General features: G+C 44.0%; 21 protein-coding genes. 18 read left to right on the forward strand and 3 right to left on the reverse strand.

Annotated features, from left to right (window positions below; genetic code table 11):
• The first annotated feature begins 150 nt into the window (after positions 1-150).
• Positions 151-1353 carry a gliding motility lipoprotein GldJ gene (gene gldJ / locus AAC052_RS12085; RefSeq protein WP_152001412.1) on the forward strand — a complete coding sequence of 401 codons (1203 nt, stop codon included), beginning with the start codon at positions 151-153 and terminating at the stop codon, positions 1351-1353.
• A gap of 51 nt (positions 1354-1404) precedes the next feature.
• Here the strand turns inward: gldJ and AAC052_RS12090 are convergent, their stop codons facing one another.
• Positions 1405-2106 (reverse strand): ComF family protein, encoded by a 702-nt coding sequence (locus tag AAC052_RS12090; protein WP_339813562.1) that lies wholly within the window; start codon positions 2104-2106, stop codon positions 1405-1407.
• A 111-nt stretch (positions 2107-2217) separates the two neighbouring features.
• Here AAC052_RS12090 and AAC052_RS12095 point away from each other — a divergent pair, with 111 nt between their 5' ends.
• The 17 genes from AAC052_RS12095 to AAC052_RS12175 all read left to right on the forward strand — a co-directional run bounded on the left by AAC052_RS12095 (position 2218) and on the right by AAC052_RS12175 (position 23465).
• Complete coding sequence (locus AAC052_RS12095) at positions 2218-2571, forward strand: carboxymuconolactone decarboxylase family protein (RefSeq protein WP_339813564.1); 354 nt, start codon at positions 2218-2220, stop codon at positions 2569-2571.
• Complete coding sequence (locus AAC052_RS12100) at positions 2564-2917, forward strand: hypothetical protein (RefSeq protein WP_339813566.1); 354 nt, start codon at positions 2564-2566, stop codon at positions 2915-2917. Before AAC052_RS12095 ends, AAC052_RS12100 begins: the two co-directional genes overlap by 8 nt.
• Positions 2917-3681, forward strand: coding sequence for an exodeoxyribonuclease III (locus AAC052_RS12105; RefSeq protein ID WP_339813567.1), 765 nt, complete (start codon positions 2917-2919; stop codon positions 3679-3681). The genes AAC052_RS12100 and AAC052_RS12105 overlap by 1 nt, the downstream gene beginning before the upstream one ends.
• Positions 3682-3799: 118 nt before the next feature.
• Positions 3800-7123 carry a DUF4175 family protein gene (locus AAC052_RS12110; RefSeq protein WP_339813569.1) on the forward strand — a complete coding sequence of 1108 codons (3324 nt, stop codon included), beginning with the start codon at positions 3800-3802 and terminating at the stop codon, positions 7121-7123.
• An 11-nt stretch (positions 7124-7134) separates the two neighbouring features.
• The gene (locus tag AAC052_RS12115; RefSeq protein WP_339813571.1) at positions 7135-7536 is read left to right on the forward strand and encodes an ATP-binding protein; all 402 of its coding nucleotides are present in this window, start codon (positions 7135-7137) and stop codon (positions 7534-7536) included.
• Position 7537: 1 nt separating this feature from the next.
• On the forward strand, positions 7538-7963 hold the full coding sequence (gene ybeY, locus AAC052_RS12120; protein ID WP_339813573.1) for an rRNA maturation RNase YbeY: 426 nt from the start codon (positions 7538-7540) through the stop codon (positions 7961-7963).
• Positions 7964-8046: 83 nt separating this feature from the next.
• Positions 8047-9912 carry a tRNA uridine-5-carboxymethylaminomethyl(34) synthesis enzyme MnmG gene (gene mnmG / locus AAC052_RS12125; RefSeq protein WP_339813575.1) on the forward strand — a complete coding sequence of 622 codons (1866 nt, stop codon included), beginning with the start codon at positions 8047-8049 and terminating at the stop codon, positions 9910-9912.
• Between the two features lie 6 nt (positions 9913-9918).
• Positions 9919-10800: a class I SAM-dependent methyltransferase gene (locus AAC052_RS12130; RefSeq protein ID WP_339813577.1), complete on the forward strand. Its 882-nt coding sequence runs from the start codon at positions 9919-9921 to the stop codon at positions 10798-10800.
• On the forward strand, positions 10797-12539 hold the full coding sequence (locus tag AAC052_RS12135) for an Ig-like domain-containing domain (RefSeq protein ID WP_339813579.1): 1743 nt from the start codon (positions 10797-10799) through the stop codon (positions 12537-12539). Before AAC052_RS12130 ends, AAC052_RS12135 begins: the two co-directional genes overlap by 4 nt.
• 358 nt (positions 12540-12897) lie before the next feature.
• A complete protein-coding gene (locus AAC052_RS12140) occupies positions 12898-14715 on the forward strand; it encodes a tetratricopeptide repeat protein (protein ID WP_152001422.1) in 1818 nt (605 codons plus the stop codon).
• A gap of 96 nt (positions 14716-14811) precedes the next feature.
• Entirely contained in the window at positions 14812-15288 is a 477-nt protein-coding gene (locus tag AAC052_RS12145; RefSeq protein WP_152001423.1) for a MarR family transcriptional regulator, read from the forward strand.
• Positions 15272-17674 carry a 3-hydroxyacyl-CoA dehydrogenase/enoyl-CoA hydratase family protein gene (locus AAC052_RS12150; protein WP_339813581.1) on the forward strand — a complete coding sequence of 801 codons (2403 nt, stop codon included), beginning with the start codon at positions 15272-15274 and terminating at the stop codon, positions 17672-17674. Before AAC052_RS12145 ends, AAC052_RS12150 begins: the two co-directional genes overlap by 17 nt.
• 29 nt (positions 17675-17703) lie before the next feature.
• Complete coding sequence (locus AAC052_RS12155) at positions 17704-18879, forward strand: acetyl-CoA C-acyltransferase (RefSeq protein WP_339813583.1); 1176 nt, start codon at positions 17704-17706, stop codon at positions 18877-18879.
• 284 nt (positions 18880-19163) lie between these two features.
• The gene (locus AAC052_RS12160) at positions 19164-20315 is read left to right on the forward strand and encodes a PAS domain S-box protein (protein ID WP_317488928.1); all 1152 of its coding nucleotides are present in this window, start codon (positions 19164-19166) and stop codon (positions 20313-20315) included.
• Positions 20305-20769 carry a response regulator gene (locus AAC052_RS12165; RefSeq protein ID WP_317488927.1) on the forward strand — a complete coding sequence of 155 codons (465 nt, stop codon included), beginning with the start codon at positions 20305-20307 and terminating at the stop codon, positions 20767-20769. Before AAC052_RS12160 ends, AAC052_RS12165 begins: the two co-directional genes overlap by 11 nt.
• Complete coding sequence (locus AAC052_RS12170) at positions 20762-22411, forward strand: ATP-binding protein (RefSeq protein WP_339813587.1); 1650 nt, start codon at positions 20762-20764, stop codon at positions 22409-22411. The genes AAC052_RS12165 and AAC052_RS12170 overlap by 8 nt, the downstream gene beginning before the upstream one ends.
• Entirely contained in the window at positions 22404-23465 is a 1062-nt protein-coding gene (locus AAC052_RS12175) for a response regulator (RefSeq protein ID WP_317488925.1), read from the forward strand. The genes AAC052_RS12170 and AAC052_RS12175 overlap by 8 nt, the downstream gene beginning before the upstream one ends.
• Positions 23466-23486: 21 nt before the next feature.
• On the opposite strand, the gene AAC052_RS12180 is transcribed toward AAC052_RS12175, so the two are convergent.
• Both AAC052_RS12180 and AAC052_RS12185 read right to left on the reverse strand, forming a co-directional pair.
• Complete coding sequence (locus tag AAC052_RS12180) at positions 23487-23858, reverse strand: YccF domain-containing protein (protein ID WP_317488924.1); 372 nt, start codon at positions 23856-23858, stop codon at positions 23487-23489.
• Between the two features lie 303 nt (positions 23859-24161).
• Positions 24162-24737, reverse strand: a complete 576-nt coding sequence (locus AAC052_RS12185) for a RidA family protein (RefSeq protein ID WP_317488923.1) — start codon at positions 24735-24737, stop codon at positions 24162-24164.
• Between the last annotated feature and the right edge of the window lie 15 nt (positions 24738-24752).

Below are 24752 nucleotides of genomic sequence, written 5' to 3' on the forward strand. Positions count from 1 at the left end.
AACGTCTGTTAGAGACATTATTTAGATAAATCCCTATATTGTCCTCTCTTTTTTTGAAAAAAACTTATTATAATTGAAATTTGTAGTCGATCGTTATTAAATATGCCCGATCTAGGCTACATTAGCTTTTTAAGTTCAAATAAACAGGTTATGAAAAATTTTGTTAACATCTTATGTACCTCTGCTTTGGCTGTTGGGTTCTCCGCTTTTCTAGGCGGTTGCGGTTCCAGCACGCCAACAAGTAGTAGTCCAGGCAGCCTGAGCTCAGCGACAGGAATGGAGTACAACGAGGAGGGTGGTTTTCAGGTGAGCGACTATGCCGGTCAGCCTGAGGGTCCTAATCTAGTTTTTATAGAAGGAGGTCGTACGGTTCTTGGGTCTTTCGAGGAAGATTTGATGAACAGACACGACAATGTTGAGCGAGCCGTAACAGTTGCTTCGTTCTACATGGACGAAACTGAAATCGCCAACATTCACTGGTTGGAGTATCTCTACTACATTCGCCTTGACTCTTCAAGAGAATTTTATGAGTCTTCGCTGCCCGACACAACTGTTTGGGCCAGAGACCTTGCTTACAATGATCCTTATGTAGATCACTACCTTCGTTACCCTGGTTTCAGGTACTATCCTGTTGTGGGAGTTAACTGGAAACAAGCCAATGACTATTGCAACTGGAGAACCACGGTGGTTAACCTTAAGCTTGCACAAGATGCCGGTCTTGAGGACGTAACACTTGCAGAATCAGGAAGCGAAAGAATTCCTTTGGAAAGTGGTGTTGTGCTACCTAACTACCGTCTCCCAACCGAGGCCGAGTGGGAATATGCAGCTCAGGCACTTATTGGCGTTCAGTGGCTGGACGAAAACCAAACTCACCGCAGACTGTATCCATGGGATGGTCACTCATTGCGTAATCCTTATGGAAAGAAAATGGGTTACTTCCTTGCCAACTTCAAAAGAGGCCGTGGTGACTACGCTGGTATAGCCGGTAAGCTGAACGACGGTGCCATGATCACAACTTATATCTACGATTATCCACCGAACGAATTTGGTCTTTATAACATGTCAGGTAATGTTAACGAATGGGTATGGGACGTTTACCGCCCTCTTTCGTTCCAGGACTTTGACGACCTGAACCCTGTTCGTCGTGACGGTTATCTTGATGACGAAAAAGGTTATGACACTCAGAACTTCAACTCACTTGTTTCTGACAGAGTGAGAGTTTACAAAGGAGGTTCATGGGCTGACGTAGCTTACTGGATGTCGCCAGGAACCAGAAGATACCTTGAAGAAGATTCTTCAACTTCAACAATCGGTTTCCGTTGTGCGATGATCCGTGCCGGTACCAACTATTAAGAGAAGACAAAATTATCTATATAAGAAAGCTCCGAGATTCGGAGCTTTTTTTTATTTGTGAGAGACCGCCAACGCACAAATTCCTATCCCTTCAGCCCCGACGCTTATCAGCGCAGAAGCACAAGATGAAAGTGTTGATCCGGTGGTAAGCACATCGTCAACAAGCAGCACTTTTTTCCCTTTTACGCTCTCCGGGCTGGTAACACCAAAAATGTTTTCCACATTCTGCCAGCGATCCACCTTTTGCTTCTTGGTTTGCGTGCTGGTGAATTTAGACCGGACAAGTAGCTCGGCATCAACTGGTTTTTGCGTAGCGACAGAAAGTCCTTCTGCAATTGCCATGCTTTGATTGTAGCCTCTGATCCTGAGCTTTCTTTTGTGCAAAGGAACTGGAACAATTATATCAAAAGCCGAAAACCCTGGCTTTTCTGTAAGCTGGTTACCATACCAGGCACCAAGCATAACACCCAACTCACGATTCCCTTTATATTTTAGCTGATGAAGAAGCTTCTGAGTAATGCCCGATTTCTTGAAAGTTAAAAAAGCATCGACAAAGCTTATTTTTGGTTCGTACACAAACTTGTTTGTCAGAAGAGAATTCCGGATAGCTTCATCTACAATGGGAAGCTGATAACGGCAAGCTGTGCACAAATGATCCTCGCCCCGAACCAATAACTCTCCACATGAGATACAGTTTTCAGGAAATATCAAAGAAACAAAATCATTCCAAAGTTCATTTGCGATATTTGCCATAGGCAAAATATAGAAAAAATTGCGGACGCAACCACAAACTGTATTCCCCGATTTCCAAAACAGGCCGGAGCATGAGAGTGACTCCTTTTATAACGCAGACAGACAGACCGTATGAGCAAAGTAGACGAATTCAATAGCTACAGAGAAAAGATGAATGAGCGCATTCTTTCCTCTGACAATAAGCTTGTTAAAAGAATATTTAACCTCGACACCAATGCCTTCAGTGAGGGAGCCATTGACGTGAAAAACAAAGAAATGCTGGGGCTGGCCTGCTCCATGGTGCTCAGGTGCGATGACTGTGTCCGCTATCATTTGGGCAAATGTTATGAACTTGGCTGCTCCGATAAGGAGATGGACGAGGTATTCGGCATTGCCACACTTATTGGGGGCACGATAGTAATTCCCCACCTGAGAAGAGCAGTTGAGTTTTGGGACGAACTAAAACTAACACCAAAAAATGTTTAAAAAAGACCTGGATCTTGAGAGAGAGTGGCAGGCGCTGCTCGGCAAACTAGAAAATATGATCGGCAAAAAACCAGCCGACCTCAACGCAGTACTTTTTCTCATCGGTGTGCAAGAACTCGGCAAGGGCCGAAAGACTTTTACCAAAGAACAAAAGCAGGACTTAATGCACATTGCTATCTGCAAAATACTCAGTTTCTCTGGCTTCTACGCCCTTGAGGGCATAGACGAGGACGGCTGGCCTCACTGGAAGATGATGAAAAAATTGCCCCATTTTGACACGACAGAGCAAGAAAAGCTGCTAAAAATACATGTCATAGAATATTTTGAAAAAGAAAGTATATTATAATGACGGGAATAATATCATATAATGTAAACGGAATTCGGTCGGCTGTTTCCAAGGGTATAACGCAGTGGCTAATGGAGAAAGATCCGCAAATCGTTTGTTTTCAGGAACTTAAGGCCCACAAAGAGCAAATTCCCGTTTCGTTGTTCGAAGACCTCGGCTACCACTGCTACTGGTTTCCCGCAGTGAAAAAAGGCTATAGTGGTGTTGCCATTCTATCAAAAACTAAACCCAAACATGTGGAGTACGGGTCCGGCATCGATCAGTCGGACTACGAAGGCCGGGTTATTCGGGCCGACTTCCAGCACTACTCCGTTATGAGCGTTTACGTTCCCTCAGGTTCTTCAGGAGACGAACGACAGGACTACAAAATGCAATGGTTGGGTGAGTTTACTGACTACATAAAAAAAGTAAGGGCCGACCATCCCAAACTCATTATTTCCGGCGACTATAATATTTGCCACAAGCCGATCGATATCCACGACCCCGTGTCCAACAAAAATAGTTCTGGCTTTTTGCCGGAGGAACGTGAGTGGCTTAGCGAATTCATAGATACCGGCTTTGTGGATTCCTTCCGCCAATTCAACACAGCGCCTCACCAGTATAGCTGGTGGACGTTCAGGGCCAATGCCAGAGCAAACAACAAGGGGTGGCGGATTGATTACCACCTCGCCACTCAGGAGATGGCAGCAGACTTGATACACGCTGAAATTCTCCCACAAGTGGTTCATTCTGACCATTGCCCCGTTGGACTTAGCATTAAATAACGGTTTTTTGGCTGCTTTCGACAGCGAAAGCAAGTCTATTCAAACAATTTTCCGTTTTTAACTACATTCTTTTCACGATATTCGTTATAACTAGTATCATACCCTTTGCGAATTGCAAATGGATGAAAAGAAGGAGGCCAAAATGAATACAGGAATTGACGCCATCAAGAGGCAACTTCATGATTACAAAAAGAAATACTATACCGACAAGTTGGTTAAAGGTGTTCTCTACTTCCTTCTTGTGGTCCTTTGCCTTTTCTTGACGTTTACCGTATTAGAGTTCAATTTTCGCTTCGGCACGTGGATCAGGGGTTTTTTGTTGTTTTCTTTTGTCATTCTCACCTCTGGCATACTCCTGATCCGGATTATAAAGCCTCTGTGGGAGATCTATTCAGGAGGAAAAAACCTTGATGACGCCGAGGCAGCCCGCCAAATCGGGCAGTTTTTCCCGGAAGTAAAAGACAAACTTCTGAATGTGCTTCAGCTTCAAAAAATTAGCAACCAGGATGAAAGCCTCCTTATAGCCAGTATAGATCAAAAGAGCCATGAGCTCTCAACAATAAAGTTCGTCAATGCGATAAAAATAAATGCGAACCTTAGCTTTTTAAGGTATCTAGCCATTCCCGCCGGCATCACACTTATATTTCTTCTGCTTGTTCCCCAGCTGTTTACGGAAAGTGCCGCCCGAATCATACAATATAACAAGACCTTCACCCCGCCGCCGCCGTTTACCTTCAATCTTTTGAATGAGTCCCTTGATGGTTTTCGTAATGAAGATTTTCAATTGAAGATGAGCATTGAAGGCGATAACATCCCGGAAAATGTGTACCTGGAAAGTAACGGCCGCCGCATCAAGCTAAATGAAAACGCCGAAGGCCTCTTTAAGTTTACCTTTCCGAAAATGTTGGTGAAGACCAATTTCAAGTTCGAAGCGGCAGGATACTCAAGTGCAGAATATCAGATTACACTACACAATCGGCCCCTGCTCAAAAACTTCAACGTGTTTCTTGACTTCCCATCCTATACCGGCAAACAAGATGTTCTTTTGGAAAACATAGGCAACGTGGAAGTGCCGGAAGGAAGCCAAATCAACTGGCAGTTCAGCACAACCGAAGCCGACAGTTTGTGGCTGAAGTTTGATAAGGACGACGAGCCATTTTCATCCCAAATATCTGACAATCAACTATTTGACGTCAAAAAAACATTCTTTAACCCTCAATACTATGAGGTGTTGCTGGCCAACAAATTCAGCAAAAATAAAGACAGGATCAGGTACCGGATCGAAGTGGTGAAAGACAAGGCGCCGGAAATTCACGCAGAAATCTTCCAGGACACCACTCTTTTCAGCTTCATTGTGCTGGGCGGATCAGTGAGCGACGATTATGGCCTTACCAAGCTTGCCATTAAATACCAAACTCAGAATGCCAGGGAAGAGTCCCTGTTCAGCACGCTTCCGCTTCCTCTCGACAAAAAGCAATCGTCGCAGGGTTTTTACTACCAGTGGCGCATCGACAGCATGAATCTCAAGGAAGGCGAAACGCTTGCTTACTACGTGGAGGTGACTGATAATGACGAGGTTAACGGGCATAAATCGACCCGGACAGGTCTGTATTATATGAAGGTTCCGACAAGGAAAGAGTTGAAGGAGTCGTTGGCGAAGGAGGCGCAGGGTGCCGAAAAACAGATTGATAAAAGTCTTGACCAGGCCAAAGAAATTCAGGATCAGATAAAGGAGATTGAGAATCGGCTGAAGACCAAGAAAAAGATGGACTGGCAGGATGAGAAGCTGATACAGGACTTGCTGGACAAAAAAGAGGAGCTTAGTGAAAACATAGAAAAGCTAAAAAACCAAAACAAAGACCTGAATGAGCGTAGAGAACGGTTTTCAGAGAGCAGCCCCAAGTTAAAAGACCAAATGGAGAAGCTTCAGTCGCTCATGGACGAACTGCTGGATGATGAAACTAAAAAACTCTATGACGAGCTGAAAAAACTGCTGGAGGAGAAGTCACAGCTTGGTGAGGTTCAGAAAATGATGAACCAGATAGAAAACAAGGAAGAAAACCTTGAAAAAGAGCTAGAACGGGCGCTGGAGCTTTTCAACAAGATGAAATTTGACTTCAAGCTTGAAGAAATAGTTCAGGATTTGGAAGAAACAAGCAAGAAGCAGGAGGAACTAAGCGAGAAGACTGAGAACTCTGAGAACTCAAAAGAAGATCTCATTAAGGAGCAGGAAGAAATCAAAGAAGAGTTTCAGGAGCTTCAAAAAGACATGGAAGAGTTAAACGAGCTCAACCAGGAGCTCGATAACCCAGAAAGCATGCCGGATTTCAGCGAAGAAAAAGAAGAAGTGGAGAAGAACCAGGAGGAGTCTATTTTAAACCTGGAAGAACAGAAGAGGAAAAAGGCGTCTGACAATCAAAAGAAAAGTGCTCAGCAAATGAAGAAGATGGGTGAGAAGATGCAGCAAATGCAAAGCAACATGGAGATGGAGATGCTTGAGGAAAACCTCGATAACCTCAGAGATATTGTAGATAACCTCGTTAAGCTCTCTTTCAGCCAGGAAAATCTGATGAACAACTTCAAAGAGGTAAACCAAAGTGACCCGAGGTTTCTCGAATTATCTCAGGAGCAATTAAAGATAAAGGACGATGCCATTATCGTTAAAGACAGTCTCCTTGCGCTGGCTAACAGGGTTTTTCAAATTGCCTCGTTTGTAACAAGAGAAGTGGGTGCACTCAATGAATACATGGATCAAAGCCTGGATGCGCTTAAAGACCGGAACAAATCGCTGGCGATCAGCAAGCAGCAGTTCTCAATGACATCGATGAACAACCTGGCTCTATTACTCGACGATGTGCTTCAGCAGATGCAACAGCAAATGGCTGACGCAATGGGCTCACCGCAAAAAGGGAAAAAAGGGCAAAAGAAAAACATGCCGGGCCTAAGCGATCTTCAGAGCGAACTGAGCAAGAAAATTAATGATCTCAAAAAAAGCGGAAAAACAGGCAGACAACTATCGGAAGAATTGGCTAAACTTGCTGCCGAGCAGGAAATGATTAGACGAGAGCTCGAAGCAATGCAACAGAAGATGGGCGGCGACAAAGAGGGTGGCCCGGGTGGCTTGCAAGATGCTATCAAAAAAATGGAACAAACCGAAAGAGATCTTGTTAATAAGCGACTAGCCAACATTAGCCAGGAAAGGCAGGAAGACATTGTAACAAGGCTTTTGGAAGCTGAGAACTCTGAAAGAGAAAGAGAGCTCAGTAAGGAAAGAGAAGGGGAGGCCGCACGAGATTTTGAAAGAAAGATCCCAGCAGCTTTTGAAGAATATAAGCAGCTAAAAGAAAAGGAAATTGAGTTGCTTAAAACTGTTCCTCCCAAATTGAACCCTTACTACAAAAAAGAAGTAAATAAGTACTTTAAACGTATTGGCAGCAATTAACCCGCTTAAAAATGGATAATATCAAAATCGAGATTCCTTCTCTTCCTGAGAATATTCGAATCGTTGAGAGTTTTATCGACAACGCTAAAGAACGATTCAGTCTTGAAGATGATATCTATGGCAATATTATGATTGCTGTGACAGAAGCCGTAAACAACGCCATACTACATGGCAACGGAAAAAACGCCCACAAGAACGTACTGCTTCAACTGTCGTTACTTAACGAGAACCTTCAGTTCACCGTTCAGGACGAAGGGGTAGGGTTCGACTACCAGCACCTTCCCGATCCAACTGCACCTGAAAACCTTGAGAAGCCCGGTGGCAGAGGCATCTTTCTTATGAAGAACCTGTGTGACGAAGTTAAGTTCCATGAAGGCGGCAAGAAAGTGGATCTGATCTTTTACCTGGGCTAGAATGAAAATCACCTTCTTTAGTGAAGACGTTTCTTTTAAGCTTTCCTCTCCTAATAAGATTCGTCGTTGGATCAAAGAAGTGATACACCTGGAGAAACAAACACTATCAGAGATTTCCTATATATTCTGCTCCGACGATTACCTGCACAATATGAACGTGCAATATCTCAATCACGACACACTTACCGACATCATTACGTTTGATAATTCGGAACAGGAAGAACTAATCGAAGGTGACATATTCATCAGTGTCGATCGTGTGAAGGAGAACGCTACCCAACTAAATCTTCCTTTTGACACCGAACTGCATCGAGTCATGATCCATGGCATACTTCACTTGTGTGGTTACAAAGACAAGACAAGTGCCGACAATGAGCTTATGAGAAAAAAAGAGGATGCTTGTTTATCTTTGCTCCCGGATCTATGATGTTCCACGTGGAACATTATTTCTTCCAACTCTGTTGCTAACACTAATAATGACTAGACGTTCCACGTGGAACATGAAAATATATGTTTCCTAAATACGATATAATAGTAGTAGGAGCGGGCCACGCCGGATGTGAAGCTGCACATGCCGCAGCCACAATGGGCTCCAAAGTACTGCTTGTAACAATGAACATGGGCACTATCGCTCAGATGTCTTGTAACCCTGCGATGGGTGGCGTAGCCAAAGGACAAATAGTGCGTGAGATAGATGCCCTGGGTGGCATGTCGGGGATTATCACCGACAAAACCATGATCCAGTTCAGGATGCTCAACAAGTCGAAAGGCCCAGCCATGTGGAGCCCACGAGCTCAAAGCGACAGAATGAGGTTTGCGGAGGAATGGAGGCTTACATTGGAGCGCAACCCTAACGTGGATTTTTGGCAGGAAATGGTAGTAGGATTGCTCGTCAAAGACGGAAAAGCCGTTGGTGTCAAGACAAGTTTAGGAATAGAGATCGAGTCAAGCGCAGTTGTCCTCACTAACGGCACCTTTCTTAATGGCGTCATCCATATTGGAGAACAGAAGTTTGGCGGGGGCCGCACCGGTGAGCATGCTGCCAAAGGAATAACTGAGCAGCTGCAAAGTCTTGGCTTTGAGTCAGGCAGAATGAAAACTGGCACACCCCCGCGGGTTGATGGACGAAGCCTCAACTACGACGCCATGGAGGAACAAAAGGGAGATGCCGAGCCTGGCAAATTTTCCTACAGTGAAGAAACCACTCCCTTAGCAACTCAAGCAAGCTGCTATATCACCTACACAAACCCTGAAGTGCATACTATCCTGGAGACTGGTTTCGAAAAGTCCCCAATGTTTGCTGGGCGAATTAAAGGAATAGGCCCACGTTATTGTCCTTCAATAGAAGACAAGATCAACCGCTTTTCGGAGCGAGACCGGCACCAGATATTTGTTGAGCCCGAAGGATGGGACACCGTGGAGGTATATGTCAATGGCTTTTCTACCTCGCTACCAGAAGACGTCCAGATAAAAGCACTAAGGAAAATACCGGGCTTTGAGAATGCCAGGATGTTCAGGCCAGGCTATGCGATCGAGTACGACTACTTCCCACCCACGCAACTCAATCACACCTTAGAAACCAAACTCATTCAGCATCTGTACTTTGCTGGTCAAATAAATGGTACTACCGGCTATGAAGAGGCGGCATCGCAGGGACTGATGGCAGGCATTAACGCCCACCTAAAAAACAGCGAGAAAGAACCACTGATCCTGACAAGATCTGAAGCATATATTGGTGTGCTGATTGACGACCTTATTAACAAAGGCACTGAAGAACCTTACAGGATGTTTACTTCCCGGGCTGAGTTTCGCATACTTCTGAGACAAGACAACGCCGACATAAGACTAACCGAGAAAGGCCATGCCATTGGTTTGGCCTCCGACCACCGTCTAACAGCAACGAAAAACAAAATCAACCAAAGCAATCAAATACACACCGTTTTAAAACAACTCAAATATACTCCCGAAGAAATCAACGATGGACTCGATGCCATAGGCACCGCAGGCATTAGAGAGAAAACATCCGCCTATACACTTTTGAAACGGCCACAAGTCGATCTTGCCGAACTGCTCAAACTGCATCCTAAAACCGCTGATGCACTACAGCCTTATATGAAAGACGCTATTGAACAGAGCGAGATAGAAATCAAATACGAAACCTATATCGTGAAAGAGAAAGAGCTAGCCGACAAAGTTCACCTTTTGGAAAACCACAGGATAGATCCGCTCTTTGACTACTATAAAATAACAGCGCTATCTTCGGAGGCACGAGAAAAACTACTCAAAATCAAACCACACACATTAGGGCAAGCCTCCAGAATAAGCGGCGTTAACCCAGCAGATATCTCAATACTAATGGTATACATGGGGAGGTAATTGGACATGTACGAACGAATAGAGGAGTGCCCCATTTGCACAAACACCGATCTAAGAAACAGCCTGATCTGCAAAGATTATCTTGTTTCTCAACAAAGCTTTGCCATTTCTATTTGCTCATCCTGTGGCCTGCTAATCACCAACCCAAGGCCCAGCAAAGAAACTATTTCCCAGTTCTATGACTCAAGCAGCTACCTGTCGCATAACAGCGACGGCAGCTTGATGAGCAGACTGTATTCGCTCGCCCAGCGCTATACACTGTGGTACAAGTTTCGGTTGGTCAAAAGACTAGCGAAACCAGGCAGCAGACTAATGGACTACGGCTGTGGTGTTGGGCAGTTTATGCAGTACATGCAATCGAACAAGTACGAGGTAACAGGCATTGAGCCCTCTGATGTTGGGTTATCGAAAGCAAGAAGTAAGGAGATGCTGGTTTACCAAACATTAAGTGAGGCTAAAGAGTCAGCCGCCAAATTTGACGTCATTACATTGTGGCACGTGCTTGAACATGTGCACGACCTCAACACCACAATAAAACAACTCAAGAAACTGTTGAATAAAGACGGCCATGTCGTAATCGCTGTTCCAAACACCAAGAGCTGGGATGCCCAACATTATAAAGAGAATTGGGCCGCATACGATGTGCCACGCCACCTTTTTCATTTCGACGATGAAAACATCAAAATGTTATTGAAATCAAACCGGCTTTCCTTCCTACAAAAAGCTCCGCTGTATCTTGATTCATTTTATATTAGTCTGTTATCAGAAACACATCTCAACAACGGCAACAAAATATTAAAATCCATTATAAATGGTTGTAAATCAAATATTTACGGTTCAAGAACCTCACAATACAGCAGTATGATATACATTTTCCAAAAGAAATGAAAAATATACTTCTTTCCGCCTTTCTTGCCTGCTATGCCTTTATCCTTTACACGTCCTGCGCAAGCCAACAGCCTGTAACGGGCGGAGCAAAGGATACAATTCCCCCCACGCTTCTTGAATCTTACCCGATCAACAAATCACTTAACTTCAAAGATCAAAAAATAACATTGGTGTTTGACGAATTCATTAAAGAAGACCAAATCAAGACCAAGCTGATAATTACGCCAGATGATCAGAACAAATTTGATGTCGTCATCAAAAAAACCAGCATCACCCTCGACTTCGAAAATCCATTTGCTGACAGCACCACCTATACCTTGAACTTCAATAGTACAATCTCCGACATCACGGAAAACAACGATGCTGAAAACATCATACTGGCATTTAGTACCACTACCTACATCGACTCTCTATCCATAGCAGGTAGCATTATCGACCTGCTCACCCACGAGCCAATCAAAGAAGCCACAGTAGCCCTCTACCAAGCCAACGACACGACTGATATATTTAACAAGCGCCCTCTCTATTTTACAAAAACTGCTGAAGATGGTACCTACTCAATAGAAAACCTTAAAAACGGGAACTACAGACTCTACGCCTTCCAGGACAAGAACAAAAACAATTTGTGCGAGCCCAACGACGAGCCCCATGGATTCATCGCCGACACTTTAGCACTTACATACAACATCGACTCTCTAACCATACCTATCACACGCAACGACGTACGCCCACTGGCACAACTAACCTCCCGCACGTCGGGCATATATTTCGAAAGCCGCTATAACAAACCCCTCAAAGATTTTAGCGTTCAAATCCTGGATTCTTTGAAGCTTCCCAATTGGACAATTGAAGCGAACCTAACACCAGATGGGAGAGGTATTGTTTTCTATCCTGTCTCTAATCCGAAAAAGGATAGCCTGCAAATCGCAATCACCTCCATAGACAGCACCTACAACCAAACCATTGATACCACTTACCTAAAATTCACATCAAGCAAGCGAAGCATTCCACCGTTTACATTTACCACCATCCCTACCAAAGACGAGCAAATACTCGAGAAAACGACATTTACATTATCGTTTACAAAACCAGTAGCAAAAAACTACATCGCCGACTCCATGAGAGTTTCCATAGATACACTTGTTCAACATCCAGTCAAGATCGACACCATCATTTGGAACAACCACAAAACAAGAGTTACTATCAACACTCAAATCGACAAAAAGATAGTTGCCAATGAAAAACTCCGATACCAACAATTAACTGACTCATTGCAATCAGACACATCTTCGCTCGACTTTAAACGATACAGTAGAATCAAAAAACTATTAGACAAAGTCGAACACAACTATACCCGAGTCAAACTTCCAAAGGGAACCTTCTTTTCTGTAGACGGAGACACTTCCTACACTGAAAACATCCCACTAAAATTCATAAACAGCGAAGAGCGGGGGATAGTGAGAGGAACTATTTCAACAGACTACACAAACTATACACTTCAGCTAGTCACCAACAAGTACAAAGTAGTTTCCTCACAACCAGGAACGTCTACTTTCGAGTTCAAAAACATCCCACCCGGAGACTATACCTTCAGGATCCTAGTTGATGATAACAACGACGGCGTGTGGTCTACCGGAAACAGCCTAAAGCGAATAGAACCCGAAAGCGTGTACATATATCCCGAATTCTTTAACGTTAGAGAAAACTGGACACTTGAAAATGTTGAGATCAACTTTTAGTGGAAAACTTAGCTAAGCCTGTGCTTAACTGCCCAAGTTCTCCACAACTCGATTCAATCTAACAGAACCGATCCGACACAATTTCAGTTAAGCTGATTTGTGCACATTACACTTACCTCTTACCAACAACTTAAGTCAAAAAAGATACTCACATCACTAACTCCCCATCTATCAACAATCTCCCTCCTTTGCACTATCGCTTGCGTTTCAATGTTAACATGTTGTTTGAAACTCCAATTTGATCAACAATCGACTTATGCTAATTTTCTTATCCACAAATCCACAGACTTAATAATACTCTTCAATTAATCTTTTAAAAATTTAGTTATATATATTACAAAACAGAAAATGTGGATAAATGAGTAAACGACTGATAATAGTAGCAATTCTCATCCTGGTTGCGCCAGTTCTATTGCGTGGGCAGGACAACGCTAAAATTGACCTGGCGAACGAATATTTGGGGCAGGGCGATGTTGACAAGGCGCTCGATCTTTATAAAGACCTGGTAAAGGATTCCAGAAACATCCCCTTTGTTCACAATAATTATCTGGCGCTTCTCATCAACCTGGAGAACTACAAGGAAGCAGAGGATTACGTAGAGAAACAAATTAAGCGAGACGATGGCAATTTAATTTATAAGATAGACCTGGGCATGGTGTATCAGGCGGCAGGAAAAGCCGATAAGGCCAATAGCCAATTTGAGTCGGTAATAGCAGGCATAAAGGGAGACAACTACAAGCTCCGAATAACTGCGCAAACTTTTATCTCCAAGCAGCTCAGAGAATATGCCCTTAAAACTTATCTGGCAGGAAGACAATCATCCGGTAACCAGTATGCATACGCTATCGAGTTGGCGAATATCTACCGTCTTCTCAATAATAGGGAGCAAATGATGGAGGAGTATCTCAACTTCGCCATTCAAAATCCCAATAATATTAACTACGTCAGGAATATTCTGCAGAACCTGCTCACGGAGCCCGAAGACTTAGAGGCTCTTGAAACGATCCTTATCCAAAAGGTGCAGAAAAGTCCCAATGATATTATCTATGGCGAATTACTTATTTGGGCAGAACTTCAGCAGAAAAATTTTTTTGGTGCATTTACGCAAGCCAGAGCCATTGACCGCCGGGAGAGAGGTGAGGGCTCGAGGGTACTGGAAATTGGTATCATAGCAATTGACAATGGAGCGTTCGAAGATGCCGAAGATATTTTTTCATGGATTATTCAAACATATCCATCGTCTTCCAATTATGTGTTAGCAAGAAGGATGCTGATAAAGGCCAGGGAAGGAAAAGTTAAAAACACTTATCCGGTTGACACCACCGCCATCAGAACTTTGATCGCCGATTACGATAATCTTATCAAAGATTCGGGTTTGAACAGCAACACCCTGGAAGCGCTCCGAAGCAAGGCTTTGTTATATGCTTTTTATCTTGATGAAAAGGATCAGGCAATTTCTACGCTAAAAGACATTATCAATTTTCCGAGGGCTCAGCCGCAATTGGTTTCCAGCTGCAAACTAGATCTTGGAGACATCTATCTGCTGATAGGAGAACCCTGGGAATCGACATTACTTTATTCGCAGGTGGAAAAAGACAGCAAGGAAAGCCTGATTGGCTATGAGGCAAAACTCAAGAATGCAAAGCTCAATTATTACAATGGCGACTTTGAACTTGCCAAAGCCCATCTCGATATTTTGAAATTGGCCACCTCACGGGAAATATCTAATGATGCAATGGCACTTAGTCTGCTGATTCAGGACAATACACTGATGGACACCACCGAGCTGGCGATGAAGAAATTCGCTGCAGTTGATTTGCTGCTTTTCCAAAACAAGAAACTTGAGGCTCTTCAAGGTTTTGACTCGTTGCTTAGCCAATTTCCCAACCACAGAATTACCGATGAGGTTTGGTACAAAATGGCACAAATTAACCAGGAGTTAGGCCATGCGGAAGTAGCGATTGCCCTCCTTGACAAGATACTCACCAGCTACCCTACGGATATACTTGGCGATGATGCCTTGTTTCTAAAAGGTAAAATTATCGACAAGCAGTTGGGGAATAAGCAACTCGCCATGGAAGCTTTTCAAGCACTTCTTACAACCTACCCCGGAAGTATCTACACCGCCGAGGCTCGCAAAAGATTCCGGGAGCTCCGGGGCGACCTCAATCAATAAATACACTTTTCTGCATTGATCAAATGCCAGGCAAGAAATAGTATGCATGCATAACAAATTTTGCTATATTTGATATACTCCCGTTATCCCTTTAGAATGAAGAGAGAAGAAACTATTGACTATAATATTAAAGTGGCCTGGCATAGCATTGCCAGGATGTACAACCAGGCCGGCCAAAATGATGGTATTACAACATCGATTGGATTTGTGTTGCTCAATATAGAAAGCGAAGAGGGCACCCCCGCCACCAAAATAGCTCCTTTGATGGGGTTGGAAGCAAGAAGCCTGACGAGAATGCTCAAAAATATGGAAGAGCGGAAGCTCATCTACAAAATGCCTGACCCGAATGATGGCAGGTCAGTCCGGATATTTTTAACTGAAAAGGGAAAGTATCAGAAGACGCTCTCAAAACGGGTAGTTATCGCATTCAACGAAATGGTGATCGACCAGGTTGAGCCTGAAAAGCTCAAAGTATTCTTTGACGTCATCACACAAATCAATCAACTCATAGAGGATAAACAACTGATCCATACTTACATTAACGAAGAGAAAATTTATGAACAGAGTTATTAAAAAGGTGGCAGTTCTTGGCTCCGGTGTAATGGGCTCAAGAATAGCATGTCACTTTGCGAACATTGGTGTTCAGGTTTTGCTTTTAGACATTGTTCCGAAAGAGCTTTCGGACGATGAGAAAAAGAAAGGCTTAACAATGGAGCACCCACTTGTTCGTAACCGAATTGTAAGCGCCGCCCTTCAAACAGCAATTTTTTCAAAGCCAGCTCCGCTTTTTGACGCCAAAAAGGCAAGCCTGGTAAAGACAGGCAATTTTGATGACGACATGAAATCCATTGCGGAGTGTGATTGGGTGATGGAGGTTGTGGTTGAAAACCTGGATATCAAGAAAAAGGTCTATGATCAGGTAGAGAAATTCCGCAAACCAGGCACCTTGGTTACTTCCAACACGTCGGGTATTCCAATCCACCTAATGGCTGAAGGAAGAAGCGAGGATTTCAGGAAGCATTTTGCCGGAACACACTTTTTCAATCCGCCTCGTTATTTGAGATTGCTGGAAATCATTCCTACTCCGGCTACAGACCAAAAGGTGGTGGACTTCCTTATGCACTATGGCGATTTGTACCTCGGTAAAGAAACTGTGCTATGTAAGGACACGCCTGCGTTCATTGCCAACCGGATAGGGGTCTACTCTTTGATGTCGGGCATGCATGTGGTGGAAAAAATGGGACTGACTGTCGGTGAGGTTGATAGAATGACCGGACCGATTATCGGCCGGGCAAAATCGGCCACCTTCCGAACCATGGATGTGGTAGGGCTCGACACCACAGTTAATGTATCAAGAAATTTGTTGCAGGGCTTGCCAAAAGACGAGTCGAAGGACACATTCAAACTACCGAAAATTGTAGAGGAGCTTTACAATAAAAAATGGTGGGGCGACAAAACAAAACAAGGCTTCTTCAAAAAGACAGTAAACGAAAAAGGCGAGAAGGAAATTCTCGAGTTGAACCTGAAGACATTTGAATATGGGTCAAGAACCAAGGCTTCCTTTAAATCGCTTGAAGAAGTAAAAGATATTGAAAGTGTAAAAGAGCGCCTGCCAAAACTGATCAATGCAACGGACAAAGCTGGTGAGTTTTATCGGGCGACATTCTACGATGTGTTCAGGTATTGCTCAATGAGAATTCCGGAAATTGCCGATGAGCTTTATAAAATCGATCAGGCTGTCTGCGCTGGTTTTGCCTGGGAGCTTGGTCCTTTTGAGACGTGGGATTTGGTAGGGGTAAAAGCGACTGCCGAAAAGATGAAGGCAGCAGGAATGGAAGTGTCGCCATGGGTACATGAAATGCTGGCTACAGGCAATACATCCTTCTACAAATTCGAAAAAGGTCAGAAGCTTTACTACGACATCCCTACAAAGTCGTACAAACCAATTCCCGGAAAAGAAGGGCTTATTATCCTTGATGCTTTTAAAGAAAACAAAGTGGTTTGGTCAAATGCTGGCGCAACACTTTATGACATCGGTGATGGTATTCTGGATCTTGAGTTCCATACAAAAATGAATTCTCTCGGTCAGGAAGTAATTGAGGGAATCAATCTCGCTATTGCAAAAGCGGAGGAGAACTATCGAGGCTTGGTTATAGGTAATGAGGGTGCCAACTTTTCAGCGGGTGCTAACCTGGCTATGCTATTCATGTATGCTTCCGATCAGGAGTTTGACGAAATCGATTTGATGATTCGCCAGTTCCAAACTACGATGATGAAAGCTCGCTTTTCATCTGTGCCAGTAATTTCAGCCCCTTCGGGCATGGCGCTGGGTGGAGGCTGCGAGCTTTCACTTCATTGTGACGCTATTCAGGCACACGCCGAAACGTATATAGGCCTTGTGGAATTTGGCGTAGGTTTGATTCCTGCGGGCGGCGGCACAAAAGAAATGACACTGAGGGCCAGTGACTCTTATGCTCCCGGTGATCCGGAGCTCAATCATTTGCAGGAATATTTTATGACCATCGCTACAGCCAAAGTGGCCACCTCGGCACACGAAGGCAAGGCATTGGGTTATATCAAACCGTCTGACGAAATCACGCTGAACAGAGCTCGCCTTTTGGCTGACGCAAAAAGGAAAGCCATCGAACTATCGGAAGCTGGCTATACTCAGCCTTTGGAGCGAAGGGACATCAAAGTACATGGTCAATCGTCACTGGCTTTGTTCGAAGCTGGCATAACTGGTATGCTGTATGGAAAATATATTTCGGAGCACGATGCCCTGATTGCAAGAAAGCTTGGCTACATCATGAGTGGGGGTGATCTTTCATCGCCGACGGAAGTGTCGGAGCAATACCTGCTTGATTTGGAAAGGGAGGCATTCCTCAGCCTGACGGGTGAGCCAAAAACTGTGGAAAGAATTCACAGCATTTTGTTCAAAGGCAAGCCGTTGAGGAACTAAATTTTGTTAACCACAAAAAGACTACAATTATGAATGCATATATAGTGGCCGGCTACAGAACGGCAGTTGGAAAGTCGAAAAAAGGGGGCTTTCGCTTTACCCGCCCCGACGACCTGGCAGCAGATGTCATCAAACACCTGGTTGCTTCGGTTCCGGGCTTTGATGCCAAAAGGGTAGACGACCTTATCGTGGGAAACGCTGTGCCCGAAGCTGAACAAGGCATGCAAATGGGTAGAATGATTTCATTGCTGGCTTTGCCGATGGAAGTGCCCGGCTTGATAGTGAATCGGTATTGTGGCTCAGGCCTGGAGGCGATAAGCATTGCAGCGGCAAGAATTCACGCCGGAACTGCAGAGTGTATTATTGCAGGGGGTACCGAATCAATGTCGATGGTGCCTATGATGGGATATAAAACCGCACTCAACTGGAAAATAGCGCACGAAAACCCTGACTATTATATCAGCATGGGCTTAACGGCCGAGGAAGTATCAAAAGACTACAACATCAGCCGGGAAGACGCCGACGAATTTTCTTATCACTCTCATCAAAAAGCCATCAAGGCAATAAAGGACGGAAAATTCAAAGATGAGATTGTTCCGATCAATGTTCACGAAACGTATGTGGACAAGGACGGTAAGAAAAAGACGAGAGACTTTGTGGTAGATACCGACGAGGGCCCAAGAGAAGATACGAGTCTCGAAGTGCTTGCAAAACTAAAGCCTGTTTTCAGAATGGGCGGAAAGGTAACTGCGGGTAACTCTTCACAAACTTCTGATGGCGCAGCTTTTGTGATGGTGATGTCAGAGAAAATGGTGCAGGAATATAACCTGAAGCCCATTGCCAGAATGCTGGCCTATACGGCAGCTGGCGTGGAACCAAGAATAATGGGGATAGGGCCGGTAGCCGCAGTGCCAAAGGCGTTGAAACAAGCCGGCCTGAAAATGGCAGACATTGACTTGATTGAATTGAATGAGGCTTTTGCAGCTCAGGCATTGGCTGTTGCCAAGAACCTGGATTTCGACATGTCGAAATTAAATGTGAATGGTGGTGCAGTAGCGCTTGGTCATCCGCTCGGTTGCACAGGAGCCAAACTGTCGGTTCAGATTTTCAATGAATTGAGAAGGCAGAAGAAAAAATATGGCATGGTCACCGCCTGTGTAGGCGGTGGACAGGGCGTAGCTGGTATTTTCGAGTTACTTAACTGATCATCAAAGACTCTTTGAGAGAAAGAATTAAAGCATTGGCATTTGCCAATGCTTTTTCATTTATCGCCTCAAGAGATCGAACTTGTATAAGACGGTTACAAAATTCATTTTATCTTTACAAAATAGGAGCAGAAAAGACATCCAGCATATAGTTATTGAGGAAACCTTCTTCCGATAAAGAAGAAAATATTTACAATCCATATTGATGTTGTTACTGATTTGTAAATGTGGACACTCTTATAGCGGACTCTATTAAACAGCACTTTTTTGATAATATTTAATCCATGAAAAACTATTCCACCGGAGAATCAGAGGCCAGGCTTAGCGCCATTTTTGATCATGCCATTGATGGAATAATCACAATTGACGAAAAGGGAATTGTTGAGTCAATGAACCCAGCAGCGGCCCGGCTGTTTGGCTATGAACCAGTGGAAGTACTTGGTCAGAATATTAAAATGTTAATGCCTGAGCCTGACAGAAGCCGACACGACACTTACCTGGAAAACTACCGGACGACGGGTGTAAAAAAAATAATTGGGATAGGTAGAGAGGTAAGCGGAAAGAGGAAAGATGGATCTAAATTTCCTCTTTACTTAAGTGTTACGGAAATTCAATTTGAAGGAAAAACGATTTTCACAGGTATCATTCACGATATCACGGAGCTGAAGCTATCAAGGGAAAAACTGCGGAGATATGCCGCCGAGCTTGAGAGAAGTAATAGGGAGCTACAAGATTTTGCTTATGTATCGTCGCACGATTTACAGGAGCCCTTAAGAAAAATACAGGCATTTGGAGACAGACTTCTTCATAAAGAAGCTCCGAACTTGTCGGAGCAAGGGCAAGACTATTTGGCTCGAATGCTGAACGCCGCCGGCCGAATGCAGCGGCTTATTAATGATCTATTGTCTTTCTCGAGAATTTCATCAAAGACCCGAGAATTTGTACAGGTTGATTTGAATCAGGTTTTGGCAGAAGTGCTCACCGACCTTGAGCTGCTTATAGAGCAAACAGAAACTAGAGTAGAGGCTTCCGACTTGCCCACTATAGACGGAGACTATACTCAATTGGCACAGGTTTTTCAAAACTTGATTTCAAACGCCATCAAGTTTGTGAAAGATGGTGAAAAACCAAGAATAAAGATCTCGGCCAGGGCGGTTCAGGAGCAGGCTCACCTGACGGCTACTCCCGGCGACGAGACTGTTGAAGTCACCTTCCAGGACAACGGAACGGGCTTTGATCAAAAATATGCGGATCGAATTTTTCATATTTTTCAACGGCTGGAGGGTCAAAAATTCGAAGGCTCCGGAATAGGCTTGGCCATTTGCAAGCGAGTGGCTAACCGACATGGCGGAGACATCGTAGCAATAGGCACACCAGGAGTAGGTGCTACGTTTATTCTAACTCTATCAAAAAGGCAAACCAGACATGAGAACTAAAACTTCAAAAAACAATACAATACTTATCCTGATTGCCGAAGATGACCCGGAGGACAGGCTGCTGGCTAAAGAAGCAATTGATGAAAACGGTTTGGTTAGCCGGGTAGAGTTTGTTGAAAATGGCGTCCAGTTGATGGATTACCTTTTTAACCGCCCCCCGTATAACGACAAAGAAAAGTTTCCAACTCCCGGACTTGTCATTTTGGATCTCAACATGCCCAAGAAAGATGGCCGGGAGGCCTTGAAAGAAATAAAATCGAGTAAGCTGCTTAAATCTCTCCCCGTTGTAGTACTGTCCACTTCTAAGGCAGACGAAGACATCATGCAGACATACGACTTGGGGGTGAATTCTTTCATCACTAAGCCGGTTACGTTCAAGGCGCTGGTTGAGATTATGAATACATTGTGCCACTACTGGTTTGAAATCGTAGAACTTCCCGCAAACCATGACTAATTATCAGCATCGGTCATCGATAAGTATACTTCTGATAGACGATGATGAGGAAGACTTTCTAATCACCAGGGACATCATAGCCGATTTTCCGTCCGGGGCATACACTTTGGCGTGGGAGCCTGATTTTGAAAAGGCAAAAGTGAAAATTCTTCAAAATGAGCACGAAGCCTATTTGGTCGACTTCAGGCTTGGTGCTGAAAGCGGTCTTGACCTCATTAGCTATTCTTTGGAGAGGGGAATTATGGGCCCGTTCATTTTACTTACAGGACAGGGTGACCTGCAAATAGACGAGGAGGCCAGAAGGCTTGGGGCTGTCGATTACATGGTCAAAGGCTCGATTAATCCAGATCAGCTGGAACGCTCGATAAGATACGGCATTCAGCACGTTCTCAACCTGAACGAAATAAAGGAGCTGAACCAGCAATTGGAAAGAAGAGTGATGGAAAGGACTCGTGATTTGGCGAGAGCGAATGAAAGACTTTCCTATTCCAATGAATCACTTCAAAAAGAAGTAGACGAACGAAAGCAGGCTGAAAAGGCTCTAAGAGAAAGCCAGAAAATATACAGCGCCATAGCCAGTAATTTTCCAGATGGAATGCTGTGTGTGTTAGATAAGGATTTAAGGTTCCTCCTTGTAGATGGGAAAGCCGAAGAGCCTGAAATGAGGAATAAGCAGGAATGGATAGGGTCGTATGCCAGTTCGATGACTTTTATAGACCAAAAAGAAGCCTTCATTAAAAATTTGAAAAAGGTACTTAAAGGTGTGCCATTGAATATGGAAGTGACGGTAGCCAACGGCGAAAGGGAGTACCAGATCAATGCCGTCCCTTTGTTCGATGACGAAGAGAAAATACAGAACCTATTGATTGTTTGTAAAAACATTACAGAAAGGAAAAAAGCAGAGAAGGAAGTACTCCGAGCATTGAATCAGGAAAAGGAGCTCAATGAACTCAAGAGCAGGTTTGTCACAACAGCGTCTCACGAATTCAGAACCCCACTAAGCACTATCCTTTCTTCAGTGTCTCTGATAGGCCGTTATATTTCAGATTCGGATCAAAAGGAAAAAATAGACAAACACGTCCATCGTATCAAATCTTCTGTAAATAATCTGACCTATATTCTTAACGACTTTTTGTCTTTGGGGAAATTGGAGGAAGGGAAAACGACCTTTAACCCTGTATCATTTGATTTGGAACAAATGATTAGTGAGGTGGTTTCTCAGATAAGCCCTACTTTAAAGGAAGACCAGGAGATACTGCTGAGTATAGCGGAAGGTACATTTGGAGAAATCTACGTTGATGAGCAAATGACTAAGAATATCTTGATCAATTTGCTCAACAATGCGTCGAAATATTCTGGAGAAAGGCAAAAAATTCACCTAGGTTTGGGTAGAGAGAATGGGCTCCTGAAAATCACGGTTAAAGATAAGGGAATTGGCATACCGAAGAAGGATCAGCAACATCTTTTCGACAGGTTTTTCAGGGCCAACAATGCCATCAATATACAGGGAACAGGCCTGGGGCTCAATATTGTCAAGAAATATATTGAACTAATGAACGGACATATTGAATTTAGCAGTGAAGAAAACAAAGGCACCGAATTCAGGGTGGCGATACCGATAACACAACCTAGCTATGACTAAAATATTGCTTATTGAGGACAATATGGAAATGCGGGAAAATACCGCAGAGATTCTTGAGCTCTCCAATTATGAGGTGATAACAGCAGCCAATGGTAAGGAGGGAATCGAAAAGGCCAAGAAGGAATTACCACATCTGATCATTTGTGATATCATGATGCCTGAGCTGGATGGTTATGGTGTGCTTCGTGTTTTAGGAAAATTACCTGAGACGGCCGGCATCCCTTTTATATTTCTTACCGCTAAATCTGAAAAAGAGGATTTTAGGAAAGGGATGAGTATGGGTGCCGACGACTATCTGACCAAGCCTTTTGATGATGTGGAGTTGCTGGATATCATAGAACTGCGGCTTCGCAAAAACCAGATTGCCAGAAAGGAGTATTCCAATGATGTGGATGGCATTGCGGATTTTATGAATGACGCAAAGGCATTAAATGAGCTGAGCCATTTGTCGGCCGACCGCACCATCAGAAAATTTAAGAAAAAAGAAATAATCTTTTACGAAGGCAATCTTCCACACGGGCTCTTTTTTGTCAACAGCGGAAAAGCTAAAACATACAAAACCAACGACGACGGCAAAGAATACATCACCGGCCTTTTTAAAGAAGGTGATTTTATCGGATACATCGATCTTTTGCAGAATTCTAACTACACTGAGTCGGCCATGGCCATGGAGGATTCCGAAATTTGCCTTATCCCAAAGCAAGACTTCTACAAACTACTGAACAGCAACCGGGATGTTTCCATCAGGTTCATCAAAATGATTTCCAACAACTTGGTGGAGATGGAGGAAAGAATCCTGAAGCTTGCCTACAACTCGGTCAGAAAAAGAGTAGCTGAGGCTTTGGTGATGTTGGAAGATAAGTTCAAAGAAAAGAACGAAGGAGAGGAATTCAATATGAATATTCCCCGGGAGGATCTCGCCAATATTGTTGGCACTGCTCCGGAGTCCGTGATCAGAACCCTCTCTGATTTCAAAGATGAAAAGCTCATCGAAATCAAAGGCAGCAATATCAAGATCATCAACTCAACGGGCCTGCGAAAGATGCGCAACTAGCTTGATTCAAAATCCGGAAATTTACCGGAGGTCTTTCCCAAATGGCGTCAAGGCCAGCGAAGCTAATTTCATGTGTTGGGTGGCAAAGGGAATGCCAATAATGGTAACGAACATTAGCAGCCCAAACACCAGGTGAGTAACTGCCACGCACAGACCTCCGGTGAGAAGCCAAATTACATTCATGATTACGGCCAGGCAGCCGGAGTTACTTTCGGTAGTCACCACTTTTTGCCCGAAAGGACTGAGGGCAAGTATGCCGATTTTAAAGCATTGAAAGCCAAATGGGATGCCGACGATGGTAAGACAAAGGGCAATGCCTCCGATTACGTAGCCGAAAAACAGGAAGATGCCTCCCCCAAAAATAATCCAGAGCAAATTTCCGATGATGTTCATAAAGTTGAGTGTATTGAGATAAAATTGGCAAGCACCACTTCCGATCACCAACCTGTTGACCAGGAAGGCAGATACTCCCCACGTAATTGTTCTTAACTTGTTACATCATTTGCCCAGTCCTATAGACGTCGCCTTTCGTTATCGGTTGCAAAAACGCCCTCCTTTGGAAGAATAAATTTTCGCCAGGTCCTATCGGCATGCAAAAATCGGCGAATGGTGTTGATGCTGCTACCTCAAGCATGATAAAAAAAGAAAACCCGAAGCAATAGCACCGGGTTTCCATTTTCTTTACCAGAGATGTTTTTACTCCACCTCGACGATCATTTCTACTTCGATTGCTATGTTGTTAGGCAACGACCCCATGCCAACTGCGGCACGGGCATGTTTGCCTCTCTCTCCAAACACGGCCACCATCAGATCAGAGTAGCCATTAACTACTTTGGGCTGATCGGTAAAGTCTGGTGCACAGTTCACCATTCCCAACACTTTTACAATACGTTTTACTTTTCTTAAGTCGCCAAGCTCTGCTTTCAATACCGAAAGCTGGCTAATGGCAGTAAGCCTTCCAGCCTCGTAGCCTTGTTCGATAGTTAAATCAACGCCCACTTTCCCGGTGACGTAGCTACCATCAGCTTTCGATGGGCCCTTGCCGGCAAGGAAAACCAAATTGCCCGTACGGACGGCATTCACATAGTTGGCTACCGGCGCCGAAGGAGTTGATAACTCGATGCCGAGCTCTTTTAGTTTTGCTTCCGGATCGTAATCCGAAGGAGCACTTACCTGAGCTTTCAGTGTGTCGGCTCCTTCTTTTGTGTTGGAAGTACCCGGCGAGCAGGCAGTCATAAGCCCCAGAAATCCAATAAACAATAGCTTTTTCATATCATATTGGTTAGT

The sequence above is a fragment of the uncultured Imperialibacter sp. genome, from assembly GCF_963974565.1.
GTDB lineage: Bacteria > Bacteroidota > Bacteroidia > Cytophagales > Cyclobacteriaceae > Imperialibacter > Imperialibacter roseus.